Here is a 22,355-nt window from a genome sequence, read left to right as displayed (position 1 = left end):
CGTTAAGCTAGCCTACTTTTACACATTTTTCAAAAACAAAACTCTACTACCGCCGTTCCCATCATAATTTGTATGTACCGATACACCCTCTACCTCATCATCCCCGGCCTCAATTCGAAAACCGATTTCTTGATGAAACTGTATCGACTTTTTGTTAATTGGTGACGTAATTGCTTTTACAACTTTACGATTATTTGCACGAGCGATATCAAAGAAATAAGAATACAATGTCGATGCGATTCCTCTTCTTCTATACTTCGGATTGACACCGATAAAATGAACATATGCTTCATCTTTATATGTTTGTGAAAAGAATCCACATAAGAAACCTAACGTTTCGCCATCTTCTTCAATGATAAAACTCGTTTCTTGAAAATGAACGAAGAACAGTTTTGGCAACATAGCAGCCATATCTCTACCGCCCCACCAATCATTTAAAACAGAATGAATCTTTACATAATCTTCCCCTTGGATGTTTCTTACTTGCATATGTTTCTCCCTTTCACTCACTTCATTTTTTCATAAATTTTAATAACCGTTTCTACTAAAAGGATGAATACCCATATTCCACAAAATACAAGAACAGACTGAAATATCGATCCAATTATCATAACACCAACTGCACCTGTTATTGAAAAAGATATTCCACCAAGCCCTGGATCCTGTATAAATGCTCCAGCAGAAAAAGCGGTTATAATTGATCCTATTAAATAAATCACACTCATTATTTTTAATATTTTTATAGAAAGATACGAAGTTTGTTCTTTCTCCACTTGTGATAATTCGATTTCCCCGCTCGCAATTCCTTTTTGCAAACAGTCCTCACATAAAAATTCTTCCTTAATTTTTTTACCCCCATGTATTGTACCCGTTATCTCTTTACACCTTGAACATTTTCGATTTATCATGTTGTTACCACTCCAATCTATTAAGATTATACTTATATCATTCTGCATTTACCTTAATATCCCTTTTATGTATTTTATAGAGAAAGGTCGTGTTTTATGATTTCAAAACTTACGTTTGGCTCGAAAAAGCGTACCGTTCATTATGTATTAAGACCTAGTTGTTATGCAGTTATTTTCCATTCATCTTCTTCAATGATTGCTGTTATCCAAAAAGGTGACCGTTACTTTTTACCTGGTGGCGGTATGGAAGGTAATGAAACAAAAGAAGAATGCTTGCACCGTGAACTACTAGAGGAATTAGGATGGGCAATTAAAATTGATCAGTATATCGGTAATGCGGCTCGATATTTTTATGCAGAAAAGGAAGATACATATTATTTGAATGATGGATTCTTTTATATTGCGAACATGGTGCAGAAACAAACTGAAAACTGTGGGGAGGATCATGTTTTACGATGGATGTCTCCATTACTTGCTGTTAAGCTTCTCATTCACGATCATCAAAAATGGGCGGTTGAACAAGCACTTTTATTACGAAAACAAAAATGATCTCCTTCTATATGAAAGAGATCATTTTTACTATTAACTGACTTTTTTCAAATTGAAAGCAGGCTTTTTGATTCCGCCTTTTTTTACAACATATAAGCCGATGAAGATAATAAGTCCGCCAACGAGTTGCATCATATTAATTTGCTCTCCAATTGTAACTGCCGCAAAGATAACTGCGAACAATGGTACGAGATACATATAAACCATTACTTTCGTTGAGCCTATTTGACTAATACCGACATACCACATTGCTAGTCCGAAGATGGTCGCAAAGATGATTGAATATGCTAGTGAACCCCAGCTTGGCGTATCTACTGGCCATGTTAAAGAGTTTACGTTGAATAAACAGTATATAACAAGTGGTACAATTCCAATTAAAGTAGACCATGATGTAACTCTCATTGCGGAGTATTTTGTAATAAGAGGTTGCGCTAATATTGGATACCATCCCCACGCAATTGCTGCGACTAATCCAATTATATTCCCGAGCCACGCATATTCATAAGTAGCTCCTCCTGTATGTCCTGTTAATAACACGAATGCTGCACCAATAAACGCTACTACTGAACCAATTTGTACTTTCATCGAAAAACGTTCTTGTTTGTGCAATACTGCTAATATCCCTGTAAAAATAGGTGACATTGCAATTAATAATGAGGCGTTCGTTGCGGAAGTATATTTTACAGATAGCATAAACATCGTTTGATACATTGTCGTTCCAACGATACCGACTGCTACTAATCGTAACCAATCTTTTCTTTCAATACATAATGAGCGTTCCATCATAAATGTAATAAGTAATAATACCGGAGATGCTACTAAAAATCGTAAACTATTAAATTGAATGGATGACATATATGCCACTCCATACTTTCCTATTGTATAATTTGCTCCCCATACTAATGCTACTGATACTAGGAGCCATTCCATTTGCCATCGTTTCATCCGAATCTCCCCTTCCATATTTAGCATAGTAAAATTGGCTGGATATAACACCGTCCAATTGGCTGTTTTTTTCCCCAGCCAATTTGTTATACTTAATTGTATATAAGAGATGCGGAGGTGTTTGTATGGAATGGAAGCTAGATAACGACAGTAAAATTCCTATTTATCAGCAAGTTGTTGACTTTATTGAGAAGCGTATTACATACGGAGAACTTCCTCCAGGTAGCTTCCTCCCTTCCGAACGGAAATTAGCTACGCAGTTAAACGTAAACCGAAGTACAGTAACGACTGCTTATAATGAACTACGTGCTATGGGAATTGTAGAAAGTACGACTGGTAAAGGGACACGTGTAAGTACACATATGTGGGGCGTTTCTCCAACATTAACGCCGAACTGGAGAAATTTCGTAGAAGGTGGTACTTTTTTACCAAACTTACCACTACTTCGCCATATTCGGGCAGAAGTACAACAAAATGAAAATATTATAGATTTCGCTAATGGAGAACTCGGTTGTAATCTTTATCCTCACGATCAACTACAAACGATTTTACGTGAACAACCGTTAACGCATTCATTAAGTTACGATCATCCGCAAGGCTATCTCCCGCTAAGACAAGCGGTCGTAAAATATATGAAGGAATATTTAAAAGTTGAGGCGACTGAACAATCCATTATGATTACATCCGGCGCTCAACAAGCACTGCACCTTATCGTGCAATGTTTATTAAATCCAGGTGATGCTGTTGCTTTCGAAAGTCCTTCACACTGTTATTCCCTGCCGTTATTCCAATCAGCAGGTATTCGTATTTTCCCATTACCTGTCGATGAACACGGCATTAATCCAGACGATGTACAAGAGCTATACAGAAAGCACCGCATTAAAATGATTTTTTTAAATCCAAATTTCCAAAACCCTACGGGGACGATGCTTCATCCAAACCGTAGAAAAAAACTATTATCACTTTGCGCAGATTTACGAATTGCAATCGTTGAAGATGATCCATCTAGTTTGCTGACGCTAGAAAAGAAACAACCTTGTCCTACTTTGAAATCAATAGATGAAAATGGAACTGTCATTTATGTACATTCTTTATCAAAAATGATTGCGCCAGGATTACGAGTCGGTTGGCTTGTCGCCCCGCAGTCTGTCGTAGAGCGATTATCAGATGCACGGCACCAAATGGAATTAGGAATGAGTATTTTCCCGCAGTGGCTTATGCAACAATTTTTTGAAACTGTACCATTTCAGTCTCATATCGTACCGTTACGAAAACAACTAGCAGAAAAAAGAGACGTTATCGTTCGTGCCCTAAACGAGCAACTTCATGATAAAATCTCTTTTTCAAACCCTACTGGTGGTATATACATTTGGGGGAAATTAAAAGAACCTATAAACGAAAAACAAATCATTATGCAAAGTTTAAAACAAGAAATTGCTTTTATGCCAGGTAGTATTTTCGGTGCGAAAGATGGTTATATACGTTTATCTTATGGAAAAGTGGATATTGATCAAATTGAGGAAGGTATTTCTCGTTTACGCGAGGCTATTTTGGTATGTGAAAATAACTTTAAATAAAGCTTTCTCGTTTGACAAAACCTAAATCTACCATTATTATCAACTCGAACCTATTTATAGGAGTGATAAAATGAAGATTTACGTTGATGCAGATGCTTGTCCTGTAAAAGATGTAATTATTTTTGAGGCTACGAATGTGGAAATTCCTGTTACCCTCGTTACTAGCTTTTCACATTATTCTAATGCAGAGCAGCCAAAAGGTGTCGAAACAATTTATGTTGATTCTGGAGCAGATGCTGCGGATTACCGGATTATGCAGTTAGCAAAAAAAGAAGATTTAATCGTAACGCAAGATTACGGTCTTGCTTCACTCGCTTTAGCAAAAGGCTGTATCGTACTACACCATAAAGGCTATAAGTATACGAATGACAACATTGAACAATTGTTACAAACACGGTATTTAAGTGCAATGGTTCGAAAAAGCGGTAAGCGTACAAAGGGACCGAAACCATTTACAGCAGAAGATAAAGAGAAATTTAGAGCGCTCTTTAAAAGTATGATCGCTCATTAAAGATGAACCTTCTTTTCGCAAGGAAAACTTCGCAACACAAAGAAGAGAATATCCAAATGAACATTCTCTTCTTGAGGTTTACCCGTTTAAAATGAAGGTAAATTATCTAAGTTATTTTCCTTTATTCCATCAGGTTCACTACGTATAATATCTCTGCCATACTTATGAAATACGTCTACATGAGCTAACTTCCCTGATTTTGCTTCTTCAAGGGCAGTCATATAATCTAACTCTCTCCCGCTACTTGTTTTAAACGCAATTAAATCACCATCATCATTTTTACGAACAGCAACAATTTGTTCTGCTCCTGAATTAACTTCATGGTCTACTTCAAATTGAGCTTGTTCTTCTCCTTGATGTAAGTAATCATTATAAACTTTTTCAAAGTCTTTATTGTCCATAACATTCACCTCCAACACATTTTTTAGTATGGTTGGGAGGTAGTGGTTTTATGTACTTTTCTCTTAGAAAAACGTATTTTTAATACCTACGCAACCCTTTCAAAGTCTCCAATATATCCTCTGTAAAGGCTGTACTACCTTCTGTCTCTAAAACTCTGAAATAAAAACTTCTTAAGAAAGTTCTAATATTTTGTACTAAAATAGCATGCTGCGGATGTCGGATATCTTCAACCGTTGCTATACTATGTAGCCAATTGCTCCACTCTTCTTCAGTTAAAAGATTTTGGTTACGTAAAGACATAATCGGCTTTACTAACCTCTCATCTTCAAAGTGCACATACACGTAATCACTTAATCGAACCTTCTGACGAACAGCTGCAAGAATCGCATATGAAAACTCACGATTTTGGATTGTACGTGCTAAAGCATCGAGTGCATCAGCCGCATGCGCCGTAGAGTGTGCCCAGCCTTTTCCTTCTACGTATCCTCTTACATCTTCTTCTAAATATACATATTCTAGTACTTGTTCTGCCACACTATACAGCTGTTCTTCAGATAACAGTGGTTCTCTTTCATGAACAGATAAAATAAGCGGCGGAATTAATACAGAGAACGCACGTTTAAAGACAGAATCTGTTCCCTTTTCACCAATTTTATAAAATAAATAATCAGGGCTAATTGCTTGCAGCATTAATCCTCGTAATTCTTTTTGTCTAAACACATCATTTGTAATCCATTTGTAAAGCGTACTATAAATTAAATCATCGCGTAATTCAGCATCAGTTGACCCGATATAATCTAACATCCACTGTGCATATGGATAAGCATCTACGTCTTCTGGTACAGCATAATTATTATTTTTAATTTGTAGTAGTTCTTCTTTTAGTTCTAGTACTTCATTCATTATATTTCTTGTCCCCTTTTTGCGTTTTTTATTGTCTTATCCCCTTTTATTTGCTTCATAAAATTAATTTAATTATAACAATAAACAAAAGGCTATACATATATTTCTGATTATGTAATACGCTCATTCATGAAATATAACTTCTGGATTTCCTAAATCACTATTCTGAAATACAACATCCGCACACTCTTTCGGATTATGCTCATCTATATACATCTTACAGGCCGCATGATATCTGTTTAAAAACATTTTCTCAGCTTCTTCATAACTTCCAAAAGCCTCAGTCTCGCGCTTTGCACCACGTTTTCTCGCAATCTCAAAATCTGTATCTACGAAAATTTTATAGTCAAATAAATGCTCTACGTCTTTTTTCAATAGAAACGTCCCATCTACTATTAGTACCATATTAGGTTGAGCCAATAGCTGCCCATTATGGACAGGTATATCCGTTATTAAGTTATGAGAAATCGTATCATATTGTAAATTCCCGTTAGGCCCTAAAGGCTTTAATAATCTTTCTTTGAAAGCTGTATAATCGTGTGCATCTTCATAATACCCTCTTGCAGATTCTTTTCCTTGCGCGTATCGAATTGCTCTCGGATTATGAAAATCATCAATGCTGGCGCGTGTTACTGGTAATCCTCGTTTTTTTATTCCTTCCGCTAGTTCGTTTGCAAATGTTGTTTTTCCCGACGCTGTAATACCACTTACTCCAACTCTTGTTGGATGGGTTAAGTTTAGCTTTAAAATATGATCTGCAATTTTTTTGATTTGTTGTTTTCGGTTCATGATATTGCCTCCACACAATCGGTTTACATAATATAATTATGAGTTATAACTTATGTCGCTATTTGTCGGAAAGTCAATATTCTTTTTCGAATCGTCGATATATCGAAAAAAATCGTTGATATATTATGATTGGCTTACTTTCCCTTAAACCCTCGATATAAAGCAGTCCGTAATTCTTGTTTGTATTCTTCAATTTCTGGCATATCGAGTTCTTCTGCTAGTCTGATGGCTAGTTCAATATCATACGGTACTCGTACGAGTTGAATAGAAAAGCTCGCTGCTTCTTTTTCATTGTAAGTTCCTTCAAATATTAAATAGGAAGCTTGTGTTATTTCAAGTGGGTTTCCTACGCTACCGGCATTACATAACGTTTTCCCTCTGAAATTTTGAACGAACGCTTGGTGAACGTCACCGTAACAAACGACATCTGGTTTTCTTTCCCCTTCTATATTCTCTGTGAGCTCACTATTTTCGAACATACTAATACGCTCTTCTCTTGAGGCATGTGGTTGAATTCTTTCATATAAACTTCTCGGTGAAGCGTGGAACATACGGATCAGTTTGCCGCTCATAAAAAATTCGATTGAAAATGGTAAGCTTCTTAAATAGTCATTTTGTTCTTCCGATAATTGTTTTTGATGCCATTTTAACGTTTCAAATTCAGTCGGTTTTGTAATGAAATCATCCCAGTTCCCCATTACAACTCCTTCACATTCTTTACGAATGATTTCAATCACTTCGCTAGAATGAGGACCTTTTCCGACTAAATCTCCAAGACACACGACGCGCTCGATTCCTCTTAATTTAATATCTTGCAGTACAGATTCTAATGCTGGAATATTACCATGTATATCTGAAATTACCGCTATTTTATCCAAATGAATCCCTCCATTACTTATAGTTTATTATATCCTCATGTAGTGATTGATACCATTTTGGAATATAGGATGAAAAATGATTATGATCTTCTAAAATTCCGTTCAATCTTTCCTTCATATCATTTACTAAATGTGGCGTGCTTCGGTTTGTCCATACGATATCAGCTGGGAATGTCATTGCTGCATATAATGAGTACAGTTTCCAAAAATGAAGCGACGGTTCGCCTCCGCAATATCCGTGAACTTGTCCAACCGCAAATGGTTTACTTATTCTTGTAGTAAAAATCGCTACGTTATAAAAATCATGTATTGGATCACCAAAATCATATCCACCAAAATCGATAACGATAAACTCCTTATTATGAATCATACTATTTGCTGGATGGAAGTCATCGTGTAAAAAGGTAATAGGGCGATTTTTCAATAATTGTTTATGCTCCCCTACAAATCTTAATACTGGCTTCAAATCAAGGAAGTCTATTTCATAATTTGCTAACGCTTCTACGTATCTTTCGTATTTATTCCATCGAACCGTTTCCCATTTATTACTTGCACTTTCTCTTCCAATTGAGTGAATCCTCTTTAGTACTTCTCCTGCTTTTCTTCCTGCATGGTACTGTTCTTCCACGGCTAGCTTCCCTAAACCTTCTTCACCATTTATACCTTGGATCCATTCAAATACTTGAACACATTTATTTATTTGTTCAAGTTTTATAAAATGAATTAACTTAGGCGTTAGAATATGTAATGACTCTAATTTTTTCATATACATATATTCTTCTTGTTTACGTTCAAAATGAACAGCATCACATACTTTTACAAAATATGTTACTCTGTTTTCTAACTCTATTTTATATTTCTCTTCATGTGAAAAACCTTTTGATATAGCTGTACACTTTACAATATGAGGCCATTCTAGTTTTCTCTCTATCTCTCTAAGCGTTTCCTTCACAACGTTCACCTCTATCAATATATGTACAAACTACCTAGCACTTCATGCTCTCGTTTATTTTCACCTTTAAACTCCACTGCAAAAGGATTTTCGCCATTCTTATTCAGATGTTCTAGCACTAGCCCTTCTCCAATCGGCTCACAAAACTGCACATGAATATCTCCAAATACTACACTTTGACACTCGGCATTCCATTTTTCACTTTTCACAACTGAGCTTGTAGATAGCCCCATTACTTCTTTCCATTTCCGCACCGTTTCTCGAACGTTTTTCACTGCATAATGGATCGTTTCAATTTGTTGTACTTTATTTTTATGTTCCGTGATTGTTCCAATGTTACGTAAATCATTTCTTCTTTCTTCGTCCGTTTCATTCCATTGTATAAAGAAAGGTAATTTCGGTCCGTTCTCTTCTTGCTTTACAAATAACATTTTCCATTCTAAAAGGCGGCCATCTTTTCTCATACGTTTCCCTTCAAATGGTCCTATCGTATGTAAACCGTGCTTACTAAACTTTACTGCTAGGTCTTCAATTGCATCTGTTCGAATTGCGATTTGCAGCATTCCTTCTCCGTCTTGTAATTTCACTACTGTTTCTTGTACTAATGGATTGTCTGCTTCTTTCGCTTTTTCTTCATGCTGCACTGCTAAAAATTCGATATATGATAAATCAAAATAACATAAACTATTCCAAGTACCCCAAGTAATATGCTCTCCACCTATTGCAGTATAAAATCCGTGCGCCTGCATTTGTTTTGCCGCTTCTTCCGGTGTACAATGTACGGCGTGTACTAGATGATCAAATCGCAACATGTCCTTCTCCCCTTTCTCTCCATCCTTTTATTGTATATTTTATTTTTCTTTCATTCAATTCAAAAAACTTTAAAACCCAGTTGATTTATACGATTAATATGTATTATAATGAAACAAATTTAATTATTGCTGATTGGAAAAACCAAAGGCACTTTTCTCATACGGGAAAAGTGCCTTTTTCATTTATTATTACAGGGGGATTATTTATGCAGAAATTAATTGTCTTTGCTATTATCGGATTTTTCGCTCAATTGATTGATGGGGCACTTGGAATGGCGTATGGGGTAACATCTACCTCACTATTATTAATGTTTGGTATCGCACCGGCTGTAGCTTCCGCTTCTGTTCATTTAGCTGAAGTCGTTACAACCGCCGCTTCCGGTGCATCTCATATCAAATTTGGAAACGTTGATAAATATACAGTTTCCAGACTTACATTACCTGGAGCAATTGGTGCATTTGTTGGGGCATGTTTTTTAAGTAATTTACCTGGCGATGTAATTAAACCGTACATTTCCGTTTTTTTATTTACTTTAGGGGTTTATATTTTATTACGATTCGTCCTTCAAAAACAAATTGTTGCTTCAAATAAGCGTATGTCTGCAAAACAACTTGTGCCGCTTGGTTTATTCGCTGGATTCGTTGATTCAACTGGTGGCGGTGGCTGGGGGCCGATTACGACACCCGTTCTTCTAGCAAGAGGAAATGAAGCTAGAAAAGTTATTGGATCTGTAGATACGAGTGAATTTCCTGTTTCACTCGCTGCAACAATTGGTTTCTTCATCTCACTTGGCTGGGAACAAGTAAGCTGGGTTTGGGTATTTGCCTTAATGCTTGGCGGTATTGTCGCAGCTCCAATTGCTGCATGGTTAGTTCGTATCGTTCCAGCACATTTACTTGGGGTATTAGTTGGTGGTCTTATTATCTTTACGAATATACGTACACTGCTGACTACATTTAAAGTGGATCCAACTATTATTTCACTTTCTTACGTGGCAGTTGGTCTTGTCGTTATTATTTCTATTTTCATTGCTGTTCGCAATCATTCCAAGCGTTCTAACGCATCGACAGCCGGATATCCGAATGATCAAAAACAAATGCTACCATAACGATAAAAATACCGCCCGATATACTTCGAGCGGTATTTTTTATTTTTCTATTTTCCAATTAATCATCGTTTCTGTAGCATTTACTCTCTTCATATGTAACTTTTCTAAAACACGAATCGAACTATAGTTATCTAGGAGTGTCTCTGCAATTATTGTTTCTACCTCTCCTATTTTGAAAGCCCAATCGATTAGTTCTCTTACAGATTCTGTTGCATAGCCCTGATTCCAATATTTCTCAATAAATCCATAGCCAATTTCTACTGTTTGCTTCTCGTTTGGTTTCCCTTTAAACCCAATATCACCTAAAAAGCTATCATCTTCTTTCCGAAGAACATACCACGCACCCCATGGTAATATAGCTGCATCTTGTTTTACATTCTTTACATGCCCTACAATATGCGGACCGCTATTGTATCCTTGCTCGTTAGCAATTTAAATCCTCTCTTCTGTACACGGCACTATATAGAGCCTTTCTGTTTCTAATTTCATATTGATTTCCCCTTTTCAATTAAACAATACCTCAATTTTACTAAAAATAAAAAGAATATTCATTCTATCCGTTAAATTTATACTTATTCTTTGAAACGAATTTAAGGAATAATCCTCTTTTGATAGTTATGTCGAATTATATTTTTCTGAATTTTCTTTTAATTTAGAGGGTTTTTCAATATTTTTTGCGAAACATTTGTATAACAATTTTTTCTTTGCTTATTGCTACATAATAGTAGGTTCGGGTGGAGTTTTGCAAGCGTTTCCTATACAATAACCGATATTTTTTGACTTTTCCTAACAAAATATCTTGCAATATATTCAGAAAGTCATTACAATTGCCATATATTAAAAATCTTAGCAATATATCAAATCCTCATCAATCCGATGAGGTAGAGGTTGCGACTTTTATGAGTAAAACGGACGAGACACAGAGAATGTCACCAACTCCGTTTGAAAGGAAAGGTTGCCGAAGTTTATATTTCTTCTCTGGAAATATGAGCTGGGGCTGTCTCCGAAAGGAACAGAACTGTCACGTTTACAAATTACCGTGTAAACGTGGGGTGCTATCTTAACGGAAGGGTATGATGGGGTGGTTATTTGTGAAACGTTCCGCCAAATTCCTTTGGCGGTTTTTTGTATTTTTCTCCCCCGCTCCTTCCTAACCTACAAGAAAAGGAGTGTTGAACATGAATAGCGCAACAAATCAATCTACCTCTAAAACGCAAACTACACAAGGACAAGGTGAATTAAAACGCGGATTAAAATCTCGTCACCTTACGATGATTTCTCTCGGTGGTACAATTGGTACCGGACTATTTCTTGCCAGCGGTGGTGTCATCCATACAGCTGGACCTGGTGGCGCATTAATTGCATACGCCGCAATTGGAATTATGGTTTATTTTTTAATGACAAGCTTAGCTGAACTTGCAGCTTACATGCCTGTTACTGGATCTTTTAGTACGTATGCAACAAAATTTGTTGATCCATCACTTGGCTTTGCACTTGGATGGAACTATTGGTATAACTGGGCAATTACGATTGCTGCTGAACTTGCAGCTGTAACATTAATTATGAAATTTTGGTTCCCAGATACGCCTTCTCTTATTTGGAGTGGATTATGTTTAGCTATTATTTTCCTTTTAAACTATTTATCTGTTAAAGGGTTTGGTGAATCTGAATATTGGTTCGCACTTATTAAAGTAGTTACTATTATTATCTTTTTAATTGTTGGTTTCATGATGATTTTCGGAATTATGGGCGGCGAAACTGTTGGATTTAAAAACTTCACAGTTGCAGATGCACCATTTAACGGCGGTATCATGGCAATTATCGGTGTATTTATGGCAGCTGGTTTCTCCTTCCAAGGAACTGAATTATTAGGAGTAGCTGCTGGTGAAACATCTGATCCAGAACGTAATATCCCAAAAGCAATTCGTTCAATCTTTTGGCGTATTCTTTTATTCTATATCCTTGCGATTCTCGTTATCGGTTTATTAATTCCTTATACAACTGAAAGCCTTGCTGCAAGTGATGTAACAGTAAGTCCGTTTACACTTATTTTTGAAAAAGCGGGCGTTGCCTTTGCTGCTTCTGTTATGAACGCTGTTATTTTAACTGCTGTACTATCTGCTGGTAACTCTGGTATGTATGCATCAACTCGTATGCTTTGGGATTTAGCTCGCCAAGGAAAAGCACCAAAGTTTCTTGGTAAATTAGATAGCCGCGGTGTACCTGTTAACGCATTAATCGTAACGTCAATTGTTGGTAGTATTGCTTTCATTGCTTCTTTATTCGGTGACGGTGTTGTATACATTTGGTTATTAAACGCATCTGGAATGTCTGGTTTTATCGCATGGGTCGGAATTGCAATTAGTCATTACCGTTTCCGTAAAGCATATATCGCACAAGGAAAAGATTTAAAAGACTTACCATATAGAGCAAAATGGTTCCCATTCGGTCCAATCTTCGCATTTACACTTTGTATCATCGTAATTTTAGGACAAAACTACGGCGCATTTATGGGTGAAGCAATTGATTGGAACGGTGTACTCGTTTCTTACATCGGTTTACCACTCTTCTTAGTACTATGGTTAGGTTATAAATTTACGAAAAAAACAAAAGTAATTCCACTTGATAAATGTGAACTAAAATAAAGTGAAACGAGCAAACAAATTTGTTTGCTCGTTTTTTGTTGCAAACCTCTTTCCTTTATTATTGCTCCTGTTTTTGCAATAATAAAGGAAATATAAATAAAGGTTGGGATACAATGAACATTCGTATTACTGATGAAGCAAAAGCAGCTATACGTAGATTAGAACGTGAAGATAAAAAGATCGTTCGCATTAGAGGAACAATGACGAACTCTTGTAGTATTTTCGTTGATGTCGATTTAATTTGGGATACATATAACGCAGATGATGTTGTATATGAAGATGTAGAGCTTATCGTACAAATGGATTCATTCACGAAAGAATACACTGGTGATACAGTGAAACTTGATTATAAGACGACAGGTTTTAGTATTACGACTCCGAGTGAGACTTTAGTTTATGGATTATCGATTAAAAAATAAAAATTGTTTTCATTTGACCACCGAGGTGAAAAAATGGGTAAATATGTTCCGTTAAAATTTTTATTTAATGAAGAATTAGCAGAGAAAATAGCTGATTCTATTTGTAAACACGATCCTAATTTTTCTAAAAGAATCTTTGTAGATTCTGTAACATATAAAGTTGAAAATTTAGAATTAAAACAACGTATTGAAGTAATAGCAGATGAATTACACAATGCTTTACAAAAAGATTTTAATGTAGCAATACATATATTACTGAAAACATTAGGACCAGAAAATACAACAGAAGTAGGCACATTCACAAACGGATATATGTACATGCCTATCGCAAAATACGTTGAAAAATATGGTCTGAACGATTTTGAAACCTCATTCAACACCATGTATGAAATAACGAAAAGGAATAACGCTGAATATGCCATTCGGCCTTTTCTTGAAACATACCATGAAGACACACTAGACATATTACAACAGTGAGTTCATGACCAAAACAGTTATCTCTATCAGTGTTTCAGTAGTTTGGAACAAAAGGCTGCTGGTACTAGAATGAGTTTGCTTAATTTCCCAGGCTTTCTAACGAAAGGAATGGGGATTGCGATTGTAGGTGGATTATTATCGATACATTTGCTAAACCGAAAATTACTACCTATGAATGCTAATTCTTTCACTCATTTGTATAGTAATTTACTATTACTTTTTGCAGGAATCATATTGATTAGCTGGTTGGTTACTATGAAAATGTATAAATGCTCCAGAAGAAATATATATCAAGTGAAAAGATTCATTTTTCAATAACTTTTTTGTTATATTTTTCAATCTAGTGACGTTTCTTACATCAAGATTAAACAACTATATTTTTAACCCCGATCTAAATTTAGATCGGGTTATACTTATTTGGACTTTTGAAATTAAATAACTTTATTATCATTTTACATATAAAAAATCAAAATTTAACAATTTACCCTATATGCATTATAAAAGGCTTGTCTAAAATAATGTATATGTCAAGAAAACTTGTCTGTAAGTTGAAATGTTGTAGAATCTAGAGTCCGAATATGCTTACGGTAGATCCTCCTAATCATACTCGCCTGCGTCGGATGGTCTCTAAACCCTTTATACCACGTATGATTGAGGACCTTTGTTCCCGTATTCAGCAACTTGCCGACGAATTGTTAGTTGCTGTACAAGAACAAGGAAAGATGGAAATTATTGCAGATTTTGCTTAACCACTACCCATTATTTTCATTTCAGAGGTGCTTGGGGTTCCCGCCACTGATCGAAACCAGTTCCGCAAATAGACAAAAAACTCATGGACACCTCTGTGGAACCTATTCAGGGAACTGAAGTTAAAACAACACTTAAAAGTTTATTCATTACATTGAGACATTACTTAACGAAAAGCGTCTAAATCCTGATTCTGATTTGATAAACGATCTCATTCAAACAAGAGAGCAAGAAAACAAGTTGAATAAGAACGAGCTTCTTTCGACAATTTGGCTATTCATCATCGCTGGACATGAAACGACAGTTAATTACATAGAGAAGTCAACGTCTTTTTTATTTTAGGGGAACTTGTTTTGTTAATTTGATATTTACAGTTAAGTGAAGTAAAGTGACATTTGATTCTCATAATCCGTATTATCTGAAGTTAATAAAGTCTATTACACTCTCTTCTTTAGGAACGTTTCCATAATATCTTTCTTAAATTTTTCATAATCAAACTGAAAAGCTACATTATGCGTTTTATAGCCTGGATTAGTAACAAAACGAAAATCTGCAATGCTTTGACCAAATCCTTCTCCTTGATCAGGGATTACTTTAATAGGTACTCTTGAAAGACTAACAGCGTCTTGATTTAGCAAATACCAAACTGTTACAAAATCATGCATAGGACTTCCACTTATACCAGGATTAGACTTGGAGTAGAAATTATAATAATAATCTAACATAGGTTTGATGATGAGTCCTGCAAGATCCTGTGTACTCCGATGAAATGCATCAATTTGCTGGACCATTTCGGGTGTAACAATCGCGTGTTGAGTCACATTTAAAGGAATAATCGTCAAGTTCTTTGCATGCTGCAGAATTAAGTTTGCTGCATAAGGGTCTGCGTAAAAATTAGCTTCAGCCACAGCAGTTACGTTACCTGGATAGAAAAAAGCTCCCCCCATGCAAATGCATTCTCTTACATTTCGCATTGTTTCTAAATTTAATACAAAAGTCGTAGCTAGCGAAGAAAGTCTTCCTAAATTGATAATTGTAAGATCTTCTAAATTTGATTCTATAATTTGATAAATATCATTTAAAGGATAAACTGGATATGAAATTTCAGGTGGAATAATAGGTCCTAATCCAACTTTTCCATGTACCTCAGGGAAATACTGAATCACTATACCTGTCAACGGTACAGAAGCACCAAGGAATACAGGTATTTCTTCTCTTCCCGCAATGTACTTTAAATAGTTAATATTTCTTATTACATCTTCTCTTGATACATTTCCATAATCGGCCACAATTCCTACAAGTTGAATGTCTTTACGAAAAAAGGTGTACAGTATAGCAAACGCATCATCAATCCCTAAATCTGTAAACAGGAGAACCTTTTTTTGCATATCTCTTCCTCCAAAATTTATAGAATTCTACTTTCACCAATGATGCAGTGATTAGAATACGCTTGTATATATATTTTTTATGTATTCTTAAAGAGTGGATTCTATTCACTTGAAATAGTTTTGCTTATCTAAATCTGATATTATATTCAAGCACAAAATACATAAGGGTATTAGAGATATGGAAAAATCTGTTGTTATTGAGGAATTTACATCGGATTGGGCACTACAATTAGGGCTCACCATATCAAAAAAGAAAATTGTACGTTTAGACACAAAATTAACATATTTTGATTAGCTCCCTGTACGTTAAGGAATTAGTTTCTATATTTGAGGAGATGTATGTGACAGGTGTATATTTAGGGGAATCTAATATTCACCATTCAAATATGATAGAATAGAAGTATATCCAAAACGGAGGAATAACAAATGAACTCAAACACAAAACAGTTTATTTATGATATCCAGCAAAGAAAGAACAATTATATAGAAAATGCTCTAATAGCAATACAACACCCTAAAAAAGAGCAATCTGAACAGGTCATTCAAAATATAGTAGAGAAGATGGATATGATGATTAGTCTAGTTACTACGTACATGAGGATTGAATCTGGATCTACGGAAGAATTAAAAGAACTTCAGAAAGAAATTATCCATGCTCAAGCATATATCCAAAAACGAAAATTTGAAGAAACACAGAGATAAAACCCTGTGTTTTTATTTGATTTATAATGCTAATCTATTATAAATCAAATTACATGTGATTATTGTTTTGGCATAATCCATACAATTTGTTGAATGCGTACAATATATGGCACCGTATCTTCAATGAGCAAATGATCTAGTTTCACATCCTTTAATTTACCTCTTATATTGCCTCTTACAGTTTCAATAACCACATGTTTACCAATTACTGATTGTAATGTCTGATATACATAGGGATTAGGCACACTTACCATATTTTGTTTACTAAAGTCATTTCCCTCCAAATAACTCATTCTATAAAACTCCTTTCTAACTTGCATTCTTTCTACTAATATATGATATAAATCTTATAAATATGCTAGAAGGATAATTCATTATATGGACGGAAATAACATTTTAATAGGGTACGGTTTCTATTTCTACATTGCTAAAAAAATGATTTATATAAAGTTACTTTTACTAGTTAATAGGAGATGATAAAGGGATATTTTGAATATACATCTAGGTTGTTCCTTTCTGGTTATGTATCATTTTAAATACGCCCTTTATTAGAATAGTGCTCATACTTTTTTTGAGATTCTTTCGTAATACGTGCGTTAAGTAAAATTGCTAACAATAAAAACACTCCATATTTTCCGCCTGTAGCTCCTATGATAATCACACTACTACAAACAAGTACAATTAATAGGATAAACGAAACTAAATAAATACGATCATAATTCTTTGACATCTTCTCGTATTTTATGCGTTCTTTCCTTGCATCCATTTTAATTCCTCCTTTAGATGATCCATTTCACTCTCAGATAAATCTCGCCCTTAAAAAGGAAACAATCTATCGTTTTAAATAATTAGTTTGTTTTTTTATCAACTAATTTATATAACGTAAAAAGAAATCCTACCAATATTAAGCTTTCCACCATGATAATCTCCATCCTCTTCTTCCTTTTAACCCCAACACATCAGATAAAAGTTATGTATATCCCATATTAGCTGCAGCAAGCAAAAAGGATCCCCCTTTTCTTAAAGGCTGATCCTTTTCTCCTTGCATGCAACTATTTTTACCTATTCTTGATTAATTAGAATAATAGCTGGTCCATCTACACGAATTCCACCAACTTCGATTTTTTCATAAGGCTCAACTGTAATAGAAATAATCCCTTCTCGCTTCTTTAATTCATTACTTAATTCTTTTGTTAACATTTTTTTCATGTGCGGACTCCTTCTTACTGCTTAATTTACTATTGTTATGTAAATAAAATAAAAAATGGTTTCTTGGTCTGGAAACCATTTTTTGTAGTTTACCATATGGTGTTACCAGTTCGTTTATCAATTTTACGTAAAGAAGATAAACAATTACTATTCACTGTCTCAGTAGATGTAAGGAACTCTTAAAGCTGGCGGTGAGATTGATTGTTTTTTCTTCTAGAAATAATGACTTAGATAGTATATTACCTAAAACAATGAAAGCCCTACCTCTCTTTCATCCTTACGGCTCCTTGTCCGTGCCAGTGTGAATCAGGATTGCAAAAATCAAGTGACTATTTAATCGAGTTATTTAATGAAACTTCGAATGTTCGTAAAATAAATTTAAAAATAAAAATGGATTAGATTGAAGTAATAACAAAAGAGGTTCCTACTCTAAAAGTGAGTTGAAGAAATTGAATGTCTTTGAAATGATTTACTTTTAATACTCATCATATTCTCGAAAAATTCAGGATGTTTTCGGGAGATATAATACATTATCTATAATAAACCTTAACAGAAACTTTTTATTTGATTTTCAGTGATTCCTTTAATTAATTCTAGTTCACTGACCAAAAACTTATATGCATCATCCAACAATTTTTTTTCACTTGTATTCAGTGTTTTTTCTTTCTTCATACGCATTAAATCGCGTACAACTTCAGCACCTTCTTGTATTTCACCCGTTTTTATTTTGTCCGTGTTCACTTTATGCCTTTGTTTCCACGGCAGTAATTTACATGATTCTTCATGCTGAAAAATGTGTATAATGTGTTTTAATGCAAGTATATCAGTAACTGGGCGTATATTCGAATTCAATATTTTACCCGTAGGAATCATGACTTGCATATTACTGATTGACATTTTGATGACATAATACTGTTGTTTTTCCCCTGAGAATTCTTTTTCTTCTATGGCTTCAATTATACCTGCTCCGTGCATTGGATAAACAATGTTATCGCCAATTTGAAACATATAATCCACCTCCATATGTGGTAACCTTTTCAAGCTTAACACATATGTTATTTTTTATCAAATATTTAATAATATCACAAGTTTATTTTATGTGTCAATTACTTTTTTCTTCAAAAGTTAAATCAAGTAAAACAGCCGTAAAATACCAAAGAGCGTTCGAGATTTCCAATAAAAGAAAAGGGAATCCATACGCGTATATCCTGAAATCTCCACCCATTAACGTAGATCAATTTCCCCTTGAAAACGGCCAAATCGATCCCGTATTTTTTTCAATCTTATATGATACTCCAAAATCTCAATTCTTGCTTTTTCTGCTAGAGGGGCAATTGGTCGTAAATCTTTTAACCCCCAATACTCAACCACTACATCAAGTACTTGATCAAAATATTGTAGTGGGCCATAGTTTGCTTCTTTTGCAATCACAGCCATTCTATTTTCAAAATCAGGCATGACGGCACCTGGCATTTTAAAATTCCTAATCACATTGGCAATATGGTAGCAATAATTTGGTTCCAATTCTAAATGTGTTCGAATAACGTCTCGATAAAACGCATAATGAAGTGTTTCATCTTTTGCAAGACGGCGTAATAATGTAGCAAGATCTGGATCATGCTTACTTGCCACCTTAGCTACATTATTGTAAAACACCATTGTTGCAAGTTCTTGTAGCGTCGTATATGTCATGGCTTCGATTGGTGTATGAAAATCAGGCTCAAATCCACACTCAACGACTGATTTTCTTAATTCATGTATACGTTTAGGGTTTACACTTCGAGTGAGTAGTAAATATGTCTCTAATAAATTCGAATGTTGATCCTCTTCTGAGGTCCAAGTATGAATAAAGTCTGTAATAACAGAAAGGGAACCTTTAAAAGTCGCAGATAAATACGTTGTAAACCATGGTAAATTCACTTCTGTTAATAAAGCTGTTTCAATGGCCGTAATTACACCAGAAGGGAGAGTAACTTGACTTTCATCCCAAGGAACTCTTTTAAAGTCCATTCCCTTATCCCATGGTAAAAACTCATGATAAGCCCAGTCTATCTTCTGCGCTCTTATTTTATGTTGTTCATACAGTTCTTTTAAACGTGGTTCTAATCGAAAATCTAAATCATTTGTTAACATTTAAGTGCCCCCTTTTTCTTACCATGGATATTCATCCTATTTTTATCCTTAAAAATTTTCTACAAATAAATATTACTTTCCTTTTTTAAAGTCAAACAAAACAAATTTGTAACAAAATTTTTTAAGAGCACTATATTTTTATAGGATTTTTTTATTAAAAGGAGGACCGTTACATCTATTTTCTTTTTTATAAAATAGATACTGAAACATACAATATGTTAGTTAGCCTAAATAATAGCTTTGACAAGTGCCAACCCAATTCCATTCGAGCCAAGCTTTTTAGAACTACTTGATTTATAGAATCGTTCAAAAATATGAGGTAATTCTTCAGCTAAAATTCCCTCTCCAAAATCTTGGATCACTAGTTCGATATAGATTGGAGAATTTTTGACCTAAATCATTATGTTACCACCTGGTTTAGAATGTTCTATTGCATTCTTCAACAGGTTTAACAAAGCTTCCTCCATCTATATTTTTTCGTGAATAACGATTATTTCTCTCGGTGCATTCCAATTAATATATTTTTATCACTTATCATGCTTTCCAAGCGATTTAGAACTTCCTTAGTCATATCTACTAAATTCCCTAGCTCTTGATCAAAGGATTTCCACTTATTTATCCCGAATATATAAATAACCATTCTCACAAGGAGCGAATTTATATGAATCTATTCGAACATGAAACATAAAACTGCTTCATTTTAATAAGAGGTCCTCCCTTTTTCTTTTCTCATCATATTATCCATTAAAAAATAGGAGGACAAATTTATGAAACGTGATCCATTATTTTTAACTTTATTAGAAAGTGCAAATACAAACTTTAGTGGCTGGGATTTTTCTTTCATTTCAGAAACGGGTCGAATGAAGAGCGAGCCATTATCGTGGTCGTACGGCAGTACTGCTTTTCAGCTTATGCAACGTGCAGAATCAATGCTCGATATGGGTACTGGTGGCGGAGAGTTTTTATCTATGTTACAACCGTTCCCGTCAACTACATTCGCTACTGAGGGCTACGCTCCAAACGTGCCAATTGCTCAGAAGAAATTAGAACCTTTAGGGGTTACAGTTGTGGCAGTAAGTGATGATACTGCTTTACCATTTCAAAATGAACAGTTTGATTTCATTCTGAATCAACATGAATCCTATTCTGCTTCTGAGGTAAATAGAATACTTTCTCCTAATGGAACATTTCTTACACAACAAGTTGGCGGTCTTGATTGCGTTGAACTTAATGAACAATTGGGTACGCCTCTAAATAGTGAGTTTGCAAATTGGTCTCTCGAAACTGCATGCAGTGAGTTAAACCAAAATGGATTTACTATTTTAGAAGCAAAAGAAGAATTCCCTTTCCAACGTTTTTATGATATTGGCGCTATCATCTATTATTTAAAAGCAATTCCGTGGCAAATTCCTGATTTTACTGTCGAAAAGTACTTTGAGGAGTTATATCGTATACATGAGATTATTTTGCAAAAAGGATATTTAGATGTGAATCAACATCGATTTATAATTAAGGCGATTCGTAGCTAACAAAAAGAGGTGGCAAAGCCACCTCCTTTTTGTTCCGTTTACGTATATTCTCTACTCTTTCACCATAAGAAAAGTTATATCATATATATTACAATTCTGACCAATGAATTGTATTTCTGAAACATATAATCACCTCGCATATATAATGAGAGCAAAAACGTGATTTTTCACTATCCTCTTCTATTGAGAAATGAGTTGTTTTTCATATCGCTTATTCGCATCATCTTCTGTCAAACATGCAGTTGTGTAATGAATAATATTCCGGTTATCATACGTGAATATATGTTTTAACTTATTTTCTTCTGTTAATACTGTCGGTAAGTATTTTGGTAAATTGCTAACAACACCTCTATTATCACCATCTAATATCCAATCAATTTCTTTCCATTCTAATAATCCTTCAGCCGTACGAAATGGTGTATTCATTTGCATTCCATCTGGCAAATCAGCAACGAACACATACATTCCTTCACTAGCCTGGGGCTCATCTTTACCTTTAAAACCAACAGTCCCTTTATACATTACACTTGAAAGTTCTATACCCGTTTCCTCAAACGTTTCTCTAATTATTCCTTCGTATGGCGTTTCATTATCTTCTATTTTTCCTCCAACACCATTCCACATCCCCATATTCGGCTTTTTATTTCTATTTAATAGCAGTATTTTATCGCTTTTTCTAATAAAACAAATTGTGTATTTGTACATACAATCATTTCCTTTCATTTTCCACATGAGTTATTTGGCTTATTTTCAAGTAAAAACACTCGCCTT

General features: G+C 34.7%; 25 protein-coding genes, 4 pseudogenes and 1 riboswitch. Of the genes and pseudogenes, 11 read left to right on the top strand and 18 right to left on the bottom strand.

Going from position 1 to position 22,355, the window contains the following annotated elements; all coding sequences use genetic code 11:
- Positions 1-18: 18 nt before the first annotated feature.
- Both N2V92_RS19710 and N2V92_RS19705 read right to left on the bottom strand, forming a co-directional pair.
- A complete protein-coding gene (locus N2V92_RS19710; RefSeq protein ID WP_001198087.1) occupies positions 19-489 on the bottom strand; it encodes a GNAT family N-acetyltransferase in 471 nt (156 codons plus the stop codon).
- A 17-nt stretch (positions 490-506) separates the two neighbouring features.
- Entirely contained in the window at positions 507-908 is a 402-nt protein-coding gene (locus N2V92_RS19705; RefSeq protein WP_044782852.1) for a DUF3980 domain-containing protein, read from the bottom strand.
- Between the two features lie 96 nt (positions 909-1,004).
- On the opposite strand from N2V92_RS19705, the gene N2V92_RS19700 reads away from it, so the two are divergent.
- On the top strand, positions 1,005-1,457 hold the full coding sequence (locus N2V92_RS19700; protein WP_000624005.1) for an NUDIX hydrolase: 453 nt from the start codon (positions 1,005-1,007) through the stop codon (positions 1,455-1,457).
- A 33-nt stretch (positions 1,458-1,490) separates the two neighbouring features.
- Here N2V92_RS19700 and N2V92_RS19695 read toward each other — a convergent pair whose 3' ends face one another.
- The gene (locus tag N2V92_RS19695; protein WP_042598203.1) at positions 1,491-2,402 is read right to left on the bottom strand and encodes a DMT family transporter; all 912 of its coding nucleotides are present in this window, start codon (positions 2,400-2,402) and stop codon (positions 1,491-1,493) included.
- Between the two features lie 125 nt (positions 2,403-2,527).
- Here N2V92_RS19695 and pdxR point away from each other — a divergent pair, with 125 nt between their 5' ends.
- The gene (pdxR, locus tag N2V92_RS19690; protein ID WP_042598205.1) at positions 2,528-3,979 is read left to right on the top strand and encodes a MocR-like pyridoxine biosynthesis transcription factor PdxR; all 1,452 of its coding nucleotides are present in this window, start codon (positions 2,528-2,530) and stop codon (positions 3,977-3,979) included.
- A 70-nt stretch (positions 3,980-4,049) separates the two neighbouring features.
- Positions 4,050-4,490, top strand: coding sequence for a YaiI/YqxD family protein (locus tag N2V92_RS19685; protein ID WP_000708771.1), 441 nt, complete (start codon positions 4,050-4,052; stop codon positions 4,488-4,490).
- An 86-nt stretch (positions 4,491-4,576) separates the two neighbouring features.
- Here N2V92_RS19685 and N2V92_RS19680 read toward each other — a convergent pair whose 3' ends face one another.
- The 6 genes from N2V92_RS19680 to N2V92_RS19655 all read right to left on the bottom strand — a co-directional run bounded on the left by N2V92_RS19680 (position 4,577) and on the right by N2V92_RS19655 (position 9,226).
- Entirely contained in the window at positions 4,577-4,891 is a 315-nt protein-coding gene (locus tag N2V92_RS19680; protein WP_000368862.1) for a DUF3892 domain-containing protein, read from the bottom strand.
- 79 nt (positions 4,892-4,970) lie between these two features.
- Positions 4,971-5,795, bottom strand: coding sequence for a DUF2785 domain-containing protein (locus tag N2V92_RS19675; RefSeq protein ID WP_001006699.1), 825 nt, complete (start codon positions 5,793-5,795; stop codon positions 4,971-4,973).
- Positions 5,796-5,918: 123 nt separating this feature from the next.
- On the bottom strand, positions 5,919-6,584 hold the full coding sequence (locus N2V92_RS19670) for a uridine kinase (protein ID WP_042598207.1): 666 nt from the start codon (positions 6,582-6,584) through the stop codon (positions 5,919-5,921).
- A gap of 134 nt (positions 6,585-6,718) precedes the next feature.
- Entirely contained in the window at positions 6,719-7,462 is a 744-nt protein-coding gene (locus tag N2V92_RS19665) for a metallophosphoesterase family protein (RefSeq protein ID WP_000357646.1), read from the bottom strand.
- Positions 7,463-7,475: 13 nt separating this feature from the next.
- Positions 7,476-8,414 carry an aminoglycoside phosphotransferase family protein gene (locus N2V92_RS19660; RefSeq protein ID WP_042598208.1) on the bottom strand — a complete coding sequence of 313 codons (939 nt, stop codon included), beginning with the start codon at positions 8,412-8,414 and terminating at the stop codon, positions 7,476-7,478.
- A 14-nt stretch (positions 8,415-8,428) separates the two neighbouring features.
- Positions 8,429-9,226 (bottom strand): VOC family protein, encoded by a 798-nt coding sequence (locus N2V92_RS19655; protein ID WP_000943329.1) that lies wholly within the window; start codon positions 9,224-9,226, stop codon positions 8,429-8,431.
- 98 nt (positions 9,227-9,324) lie between these two features.
- On the opposite strand from N2V92_RS19655, the gene N2V92_RS19650 reads away from it, so the two are divergent.
- The gene (locus tag N2V92_RS19650; protein WP_002082558.1) at positions 9,325-10,335 is read left to right on the top strand and encodes a sulfite exporter TauE/SafE family protein; all 1,011 of its coding nucleotides are present in this window, start codon (positions 9,325-9,327) and stop codon (positions 10,333-10,335) included.
- Between the two features lie 39 nt (positions 10,336-10,374).
- Here the strand turns inward: N2V92_RS19650 and N2V92_RS19645 are convergent, their stop codons facing one another.
- Positions 10,375-10,767 (bottom strand): GNAT family N-acetyltransferase, encoded by a 393-nt coding sequence (locus N2V92_RS19645; protein ID WP_223697852.1) that lies wholly within the window; start codon positions 10,765-10,767, stop codon positions 10,375-10,377.
- A gap of 442 nt (positions 10,768-11,209) precedes the next feature.
- A riboswitch (Lysine riboswitch) is annotated at positions 11,210-11,401 on the top strand.
- A 112-nt stretch (positions 11,402-11,513) separates the two neighbouring features.
- Here N2V92_RS19645 and N2V92_RS19640 point away from each other — a divergent pair.
- The 5 genes and pseudogenes from N2V92_RS19640 to N2V92_RS19620 form a co-directional block, all read left to right on the top strand.
- On the top strand, positions 11,514-12,980 hold the full coding sequence (locus N2V92_RS19640; protein WP_001083394.1) for an amino acid permease: 1,467 nt from the start codon (positions 11,514-11,516) through the stop codon (positions 12,978-12,980).
- A gap of 113 nt (positions 12,981-13,093) precedes the next feature.
- Positions 13,094-13,399, top strand: a complete 306-nt coding sequence (locus N2V92_RS19635) for an iron-sulfur cluster biosynthesis family protein (RefSeq protein ID WP_001026197.1) — start codon at positions 13,094-13,096, stop codon at positions 13,397-13,399.
- A gap of 33 nt (positions 13,400-13,432) precedes the next feature.
- A pseudogene (locus N2V92_RS19630) lies at positions 13,433-13,873 on the top strand (hypothetical protein); the annotation flags it as partial.
- Positions 13,874-13,883: 10 nt separating this feature from the next.
- Positions 13,884-14,194: pseudogene (locus tag N2V92_RS19625) on the top strand (tetracycline resistance MFS efflux pump); the annotation flags it as partial.
- 254 nt (positions 14,195-14,448) lie between these two features.
- A pseudogene (locus tag N2V92_RS19620) lies at positions 14,449-14,938 on the top strand (cytochrome P450); the annotation flags it as partial.
- Between the two features lie 122 nt (positions 14,939-15,060).
- On the opposite strand, the gene N2V92_RS19615 reads toward N2V92_RS19620, so the two are convergent.
- On the bottom strand, positions 15,061-16,011 hold the full coding sequence (locus N2V92_RS19615; protein WP_001170286.1) for a nucleoside hydrolase: 951 nt from the start codon (positions 16,009-16,011) through the stop codon (positions 15,061-15,063).
- Positions 16,012-16,437: 426 nt separating this feature from the next.
- Here N2V92_RS19615 and N2V92_RS19610 point away from each other — a divergent pair, with 426 nt between their 5' ends.
- The gene (locus N2V92_RS19610) at positions 16,438-16,713 is read left to right on the top strand and encodes a hypothetical protein (RefSeq protein ID WP_001087712.1); all 276 of its coding nucleotides are present in this window, start codon (positions 16,438-16,440) and stop codon (positions 16,711-16,713) included.
- Positions 16,714-16,772: 59 nt separating this feature from the next.
- Here the strand turns inward: N2V92_RS19610 and N2V92_RS19605 are convergent, their stop codons facing one another.
- The 6 genes and pseudogenes from N2V92_RS19605 to N2V92_RS19580 all read right to left on the bottom strand — a co-directional run.
- Complete coding sequence (locus N2V92_RS19605; protein WP_000120816.1) at positions 16,773-17,006, bottom strand: YuzF family protein; 234 nt, start codon at positions 17,004-17,006, stop codon at positions 16,773-16,775.
- Positions 17,007-17,245: 239 nt separating this feature from the next.
- Complete coding sequence (locus tag N2V92_RS19600; protein WP_000340032.1) at positions 17,246-17,479, bottom strand: hypothetical protein; 234 nt, start codon at positions 17,477-17,479, stop codon at positions 17,246-17,248.
- A 296-nt stretch (positions 17,480-17,775) separates the two neighbouring features.
- Positions 17,776-17,922 (bottom strand): BC1881 family protein, encoded by a 147-nt coding sequence (locus N2V92_RS19595; protein WP_000738546.1) that lies wholly within the window; start codon positions 17,920-17,922, stop codon positions 17,776-17,778.
- 546 nt (positions 17,923-18,468) lie between these two features.
- A complete protein-coding gene (locus tag N2V92_RS19590) occupies positions 18,469-18,930 on the bottom strand; it encodes a CarD family transcriptional regulator (protein WP_000486293.1) in 462 nt (153 codons plus the stop codon).
- A gap of 216 nt (positions 18,931-19,146) precedes the next feature.
- Positions 19,147-20,055 carry an acyl-ACP desaturase gene (locus tag N2V92_RS19585; protein ID WP_000957093.1) on the bottom strand — a complete coding sequence of 303 codons (909 nt, stop codon included), beginning with the start codon at positions 20,053-20,055 and terminating at the stop codon, positions 19,147-19,149.
- A 230-nt stretch (positions 20,056-20,285) separates the two neighbouring features.
- Positions 20,286-20,659, bottom strand: a pseudogene (locus N2V92_RS19580) (sensor histidine kinase); the annotation flags it as partial.
- 163 nt (positions 20,660-20,822) lie between these two features.
- On the opposite strand from N2V92_RS19580, the gene N2V92_RS19575 reads away from it, so the two are divergent.
- On the top strand, positions 20,823-21,584 hold the full coding sequence (locus tag N2V92_RS19575) for a class I SAM-dependent methyltransferase (RefSeq protein ID WP_000817594.1): 762 nt from the start codon (positions 20,823-20,825) through the stop codon (positions 21,582-21,584).
- A 180-nt stretch (positions 21,585-21,764) separates the two neighbouring features.
- On the opposite strand, the gene N2V92_RS19570 is transcribed toward N2V92_RS19575, so the two are convergent.
- Complete coding sequence (locus N2V92_RS19570) at positions 21,765-22,289, bottom strand: NUDIX hydrolase (RefSeq protein WP_000280180.1); 525 nt, start codon at positions 22,287-22,289, stop codon at positions 21,765-21,767.
- Between the last annotated feature and the right edge of the window lie 66 nt (positions 22,290-22,355).

The sequence above is a fragment of the Bacillus sp. CH_48 genome (assembly GCF_038008465.1).
GTDB classification, from domain to species: Bacteria; Bacillota; Bacilli; order Bacillales; family Bacillaceae_G; genus Bacillus_A; species Bacillus_A thuringiensis_S.
This window is presented reverse-complemented; position numbering and strand designations above follow the sequence as displayed.

Excerpts from the sequence above, each read along its gene's own strand:
- N2V92_RS19650 (WP_002082558.1), top strand. The coding sequence starts at position 9,325 with ATGTATTATAATGAAACAAATTTAATTATTGCTGATTGGAAAAACCAA.
- N2V92_RS19605 (WP_000120816.1), bottom strand. The coding sequence starts at position 17,006 with ATGAGTTATTTGGAGGGAAATGACTTTAGTAAACAAAATATGGTAAGT.
- N2V92_RS19675 (WP_001006699.1), bottom strand. The coding sequence starts at position 5,795 with ATGAATGAAGTACTAGAACTAAAAGAAGAACTACTACAAATTAAAAAT.
- N2V92_RS19705 (WP_044782852.1), bottom strand. The coding sequence starts at position 908 with ATGATAAATCGAAAATGTTCAAGGTGTAAAGAGATAACGGGTACAATA.
- N2V92_RS19670 (WP_042598207.1), bottom strand. The coding sequence starts at position 6,584 with ATGAACCGAAAACAACAAATCAAAAAAATTGCAGATCATATTTTAAAG.
- N2V92_RS19570 (WP_000280180.1), bottom strand. The coding sequence starts at position 22,289 with ATGTACAAATACACAATTTGTTTTATTAGAAAAAGCGATAAAATACTG.
- N2V92_RS19610 (WP_001087712.1), top strand. The coding sequence starts at position 16,438 with ATGAACTCAAACACAAAACAGTTTATTTATGATATCCAGCAAAGAAAG.
- N2V92_RS19595 (WP_000738546.1), bottom strand. The coding sequence starts at position 17,922 with ATGAAAAAAATGTTAACAAAAGAATTAAGTAATGAATTAAAGAAGCGA.
- N2V92_RS19655 (WP_000943329.1), bottom strand. The coding sequence starts at position 9,226 with ATGTTGCGATTTGATCATCTAGTACACGCCGTACATTGTACACCGGAA.
- N2V92_RS19695 (WP_042598203.1), bottom strand. The coding sequence starts at position 2,402 with ATGAAACGATGGCAAATGGAATGGCTCCTAGTATCAGTAGCATTAGTA.
- N2V92_RS19585 (WP_000957093.1), bottom strand. The coding sequence starts at position 20,055 with ATGTTAACAAATGATTTAGATTTTCGATTAGAACCACGTTTAAAAGAA.
- N2V92_RS19685 (WP_000708771.1), top strand. The coding sequence starts at position 4,050 with ATGAAGATTTACGTTGATGCAGATGCTTGTCCTGTAAAAGATGTAATT.
- N2V92_RS19615 (WP_001170286.1), bottom strand. The coding sequence starts at position 16,011 with ATGCAAAAAAAGGTTCTCCTGTTTACAGATTTAGGGATTGATGATGCG.
- N2V92_RS19590 (WP_000486293.1), bottom strand. The coding sequence starts at position 18,930 with ATGTTTCAAATTGGCGATAACATTGTTTATCCAATGCACGGAGCAGGT.
- pdxR (WP_042598205.1), top strand. The coding sequence starts at position 2,528 with ATGGAATGGAAGCTAGATAACGACAGTAAAATTCCTATTTATCAGCAA.
- N2V92_RS19710 (WP_001198087.1), bottom strand. The coding sequence starts at position 489 with ATGCAAGTAAGAAACATCCAAGGGGAAGATTATGTAAAGATTCATTCT.
- N2V92_RS19600 (WP_000340032.1), bottom strand. The coding sequence starts at position 17,479 with ATGGATGCAAGGAAAGAACGCATAAAATACGAGAAGATGTCAAAGAAT.
- N2V92_RS19635 (WP_001026197.1), top strand. The coding sequence starts at position 13,094 with ATGAACATTCGTATTACTGATGAAGCAAAAGCAGCTATACGTAGATTA.
- N2V92_RS19575 (WP_000817594.1), top strand. The coding sequence starts at position 20,823 with ATGAAACGTGATCCATTATTTTTAACTTTATTAGAAAGTGCAAATACA.
- N2V92_RS19700 (WP_000624005.1), top strand. The coding sequence starts at position 1,005 with ATGATTTCAAAACTTACGTTTGGCTCGAAAAAGCGTACCGTTCATTAT.
- N2V92_RS19640 (WP_001083394.1), top strand. The coding sequence starts at position 11,514 with ATGAATAGCGCAACAAATCAATCTACCTCTAAAACGCAAACTACACAA.
- N2V92_RS19680 (WP_000368862.1), bottom strand. The coding sequence starts at position 4,891 with ATGGACAATAAAGACTTTGAAAAAGTTTATAATGATTACTTACATCAA.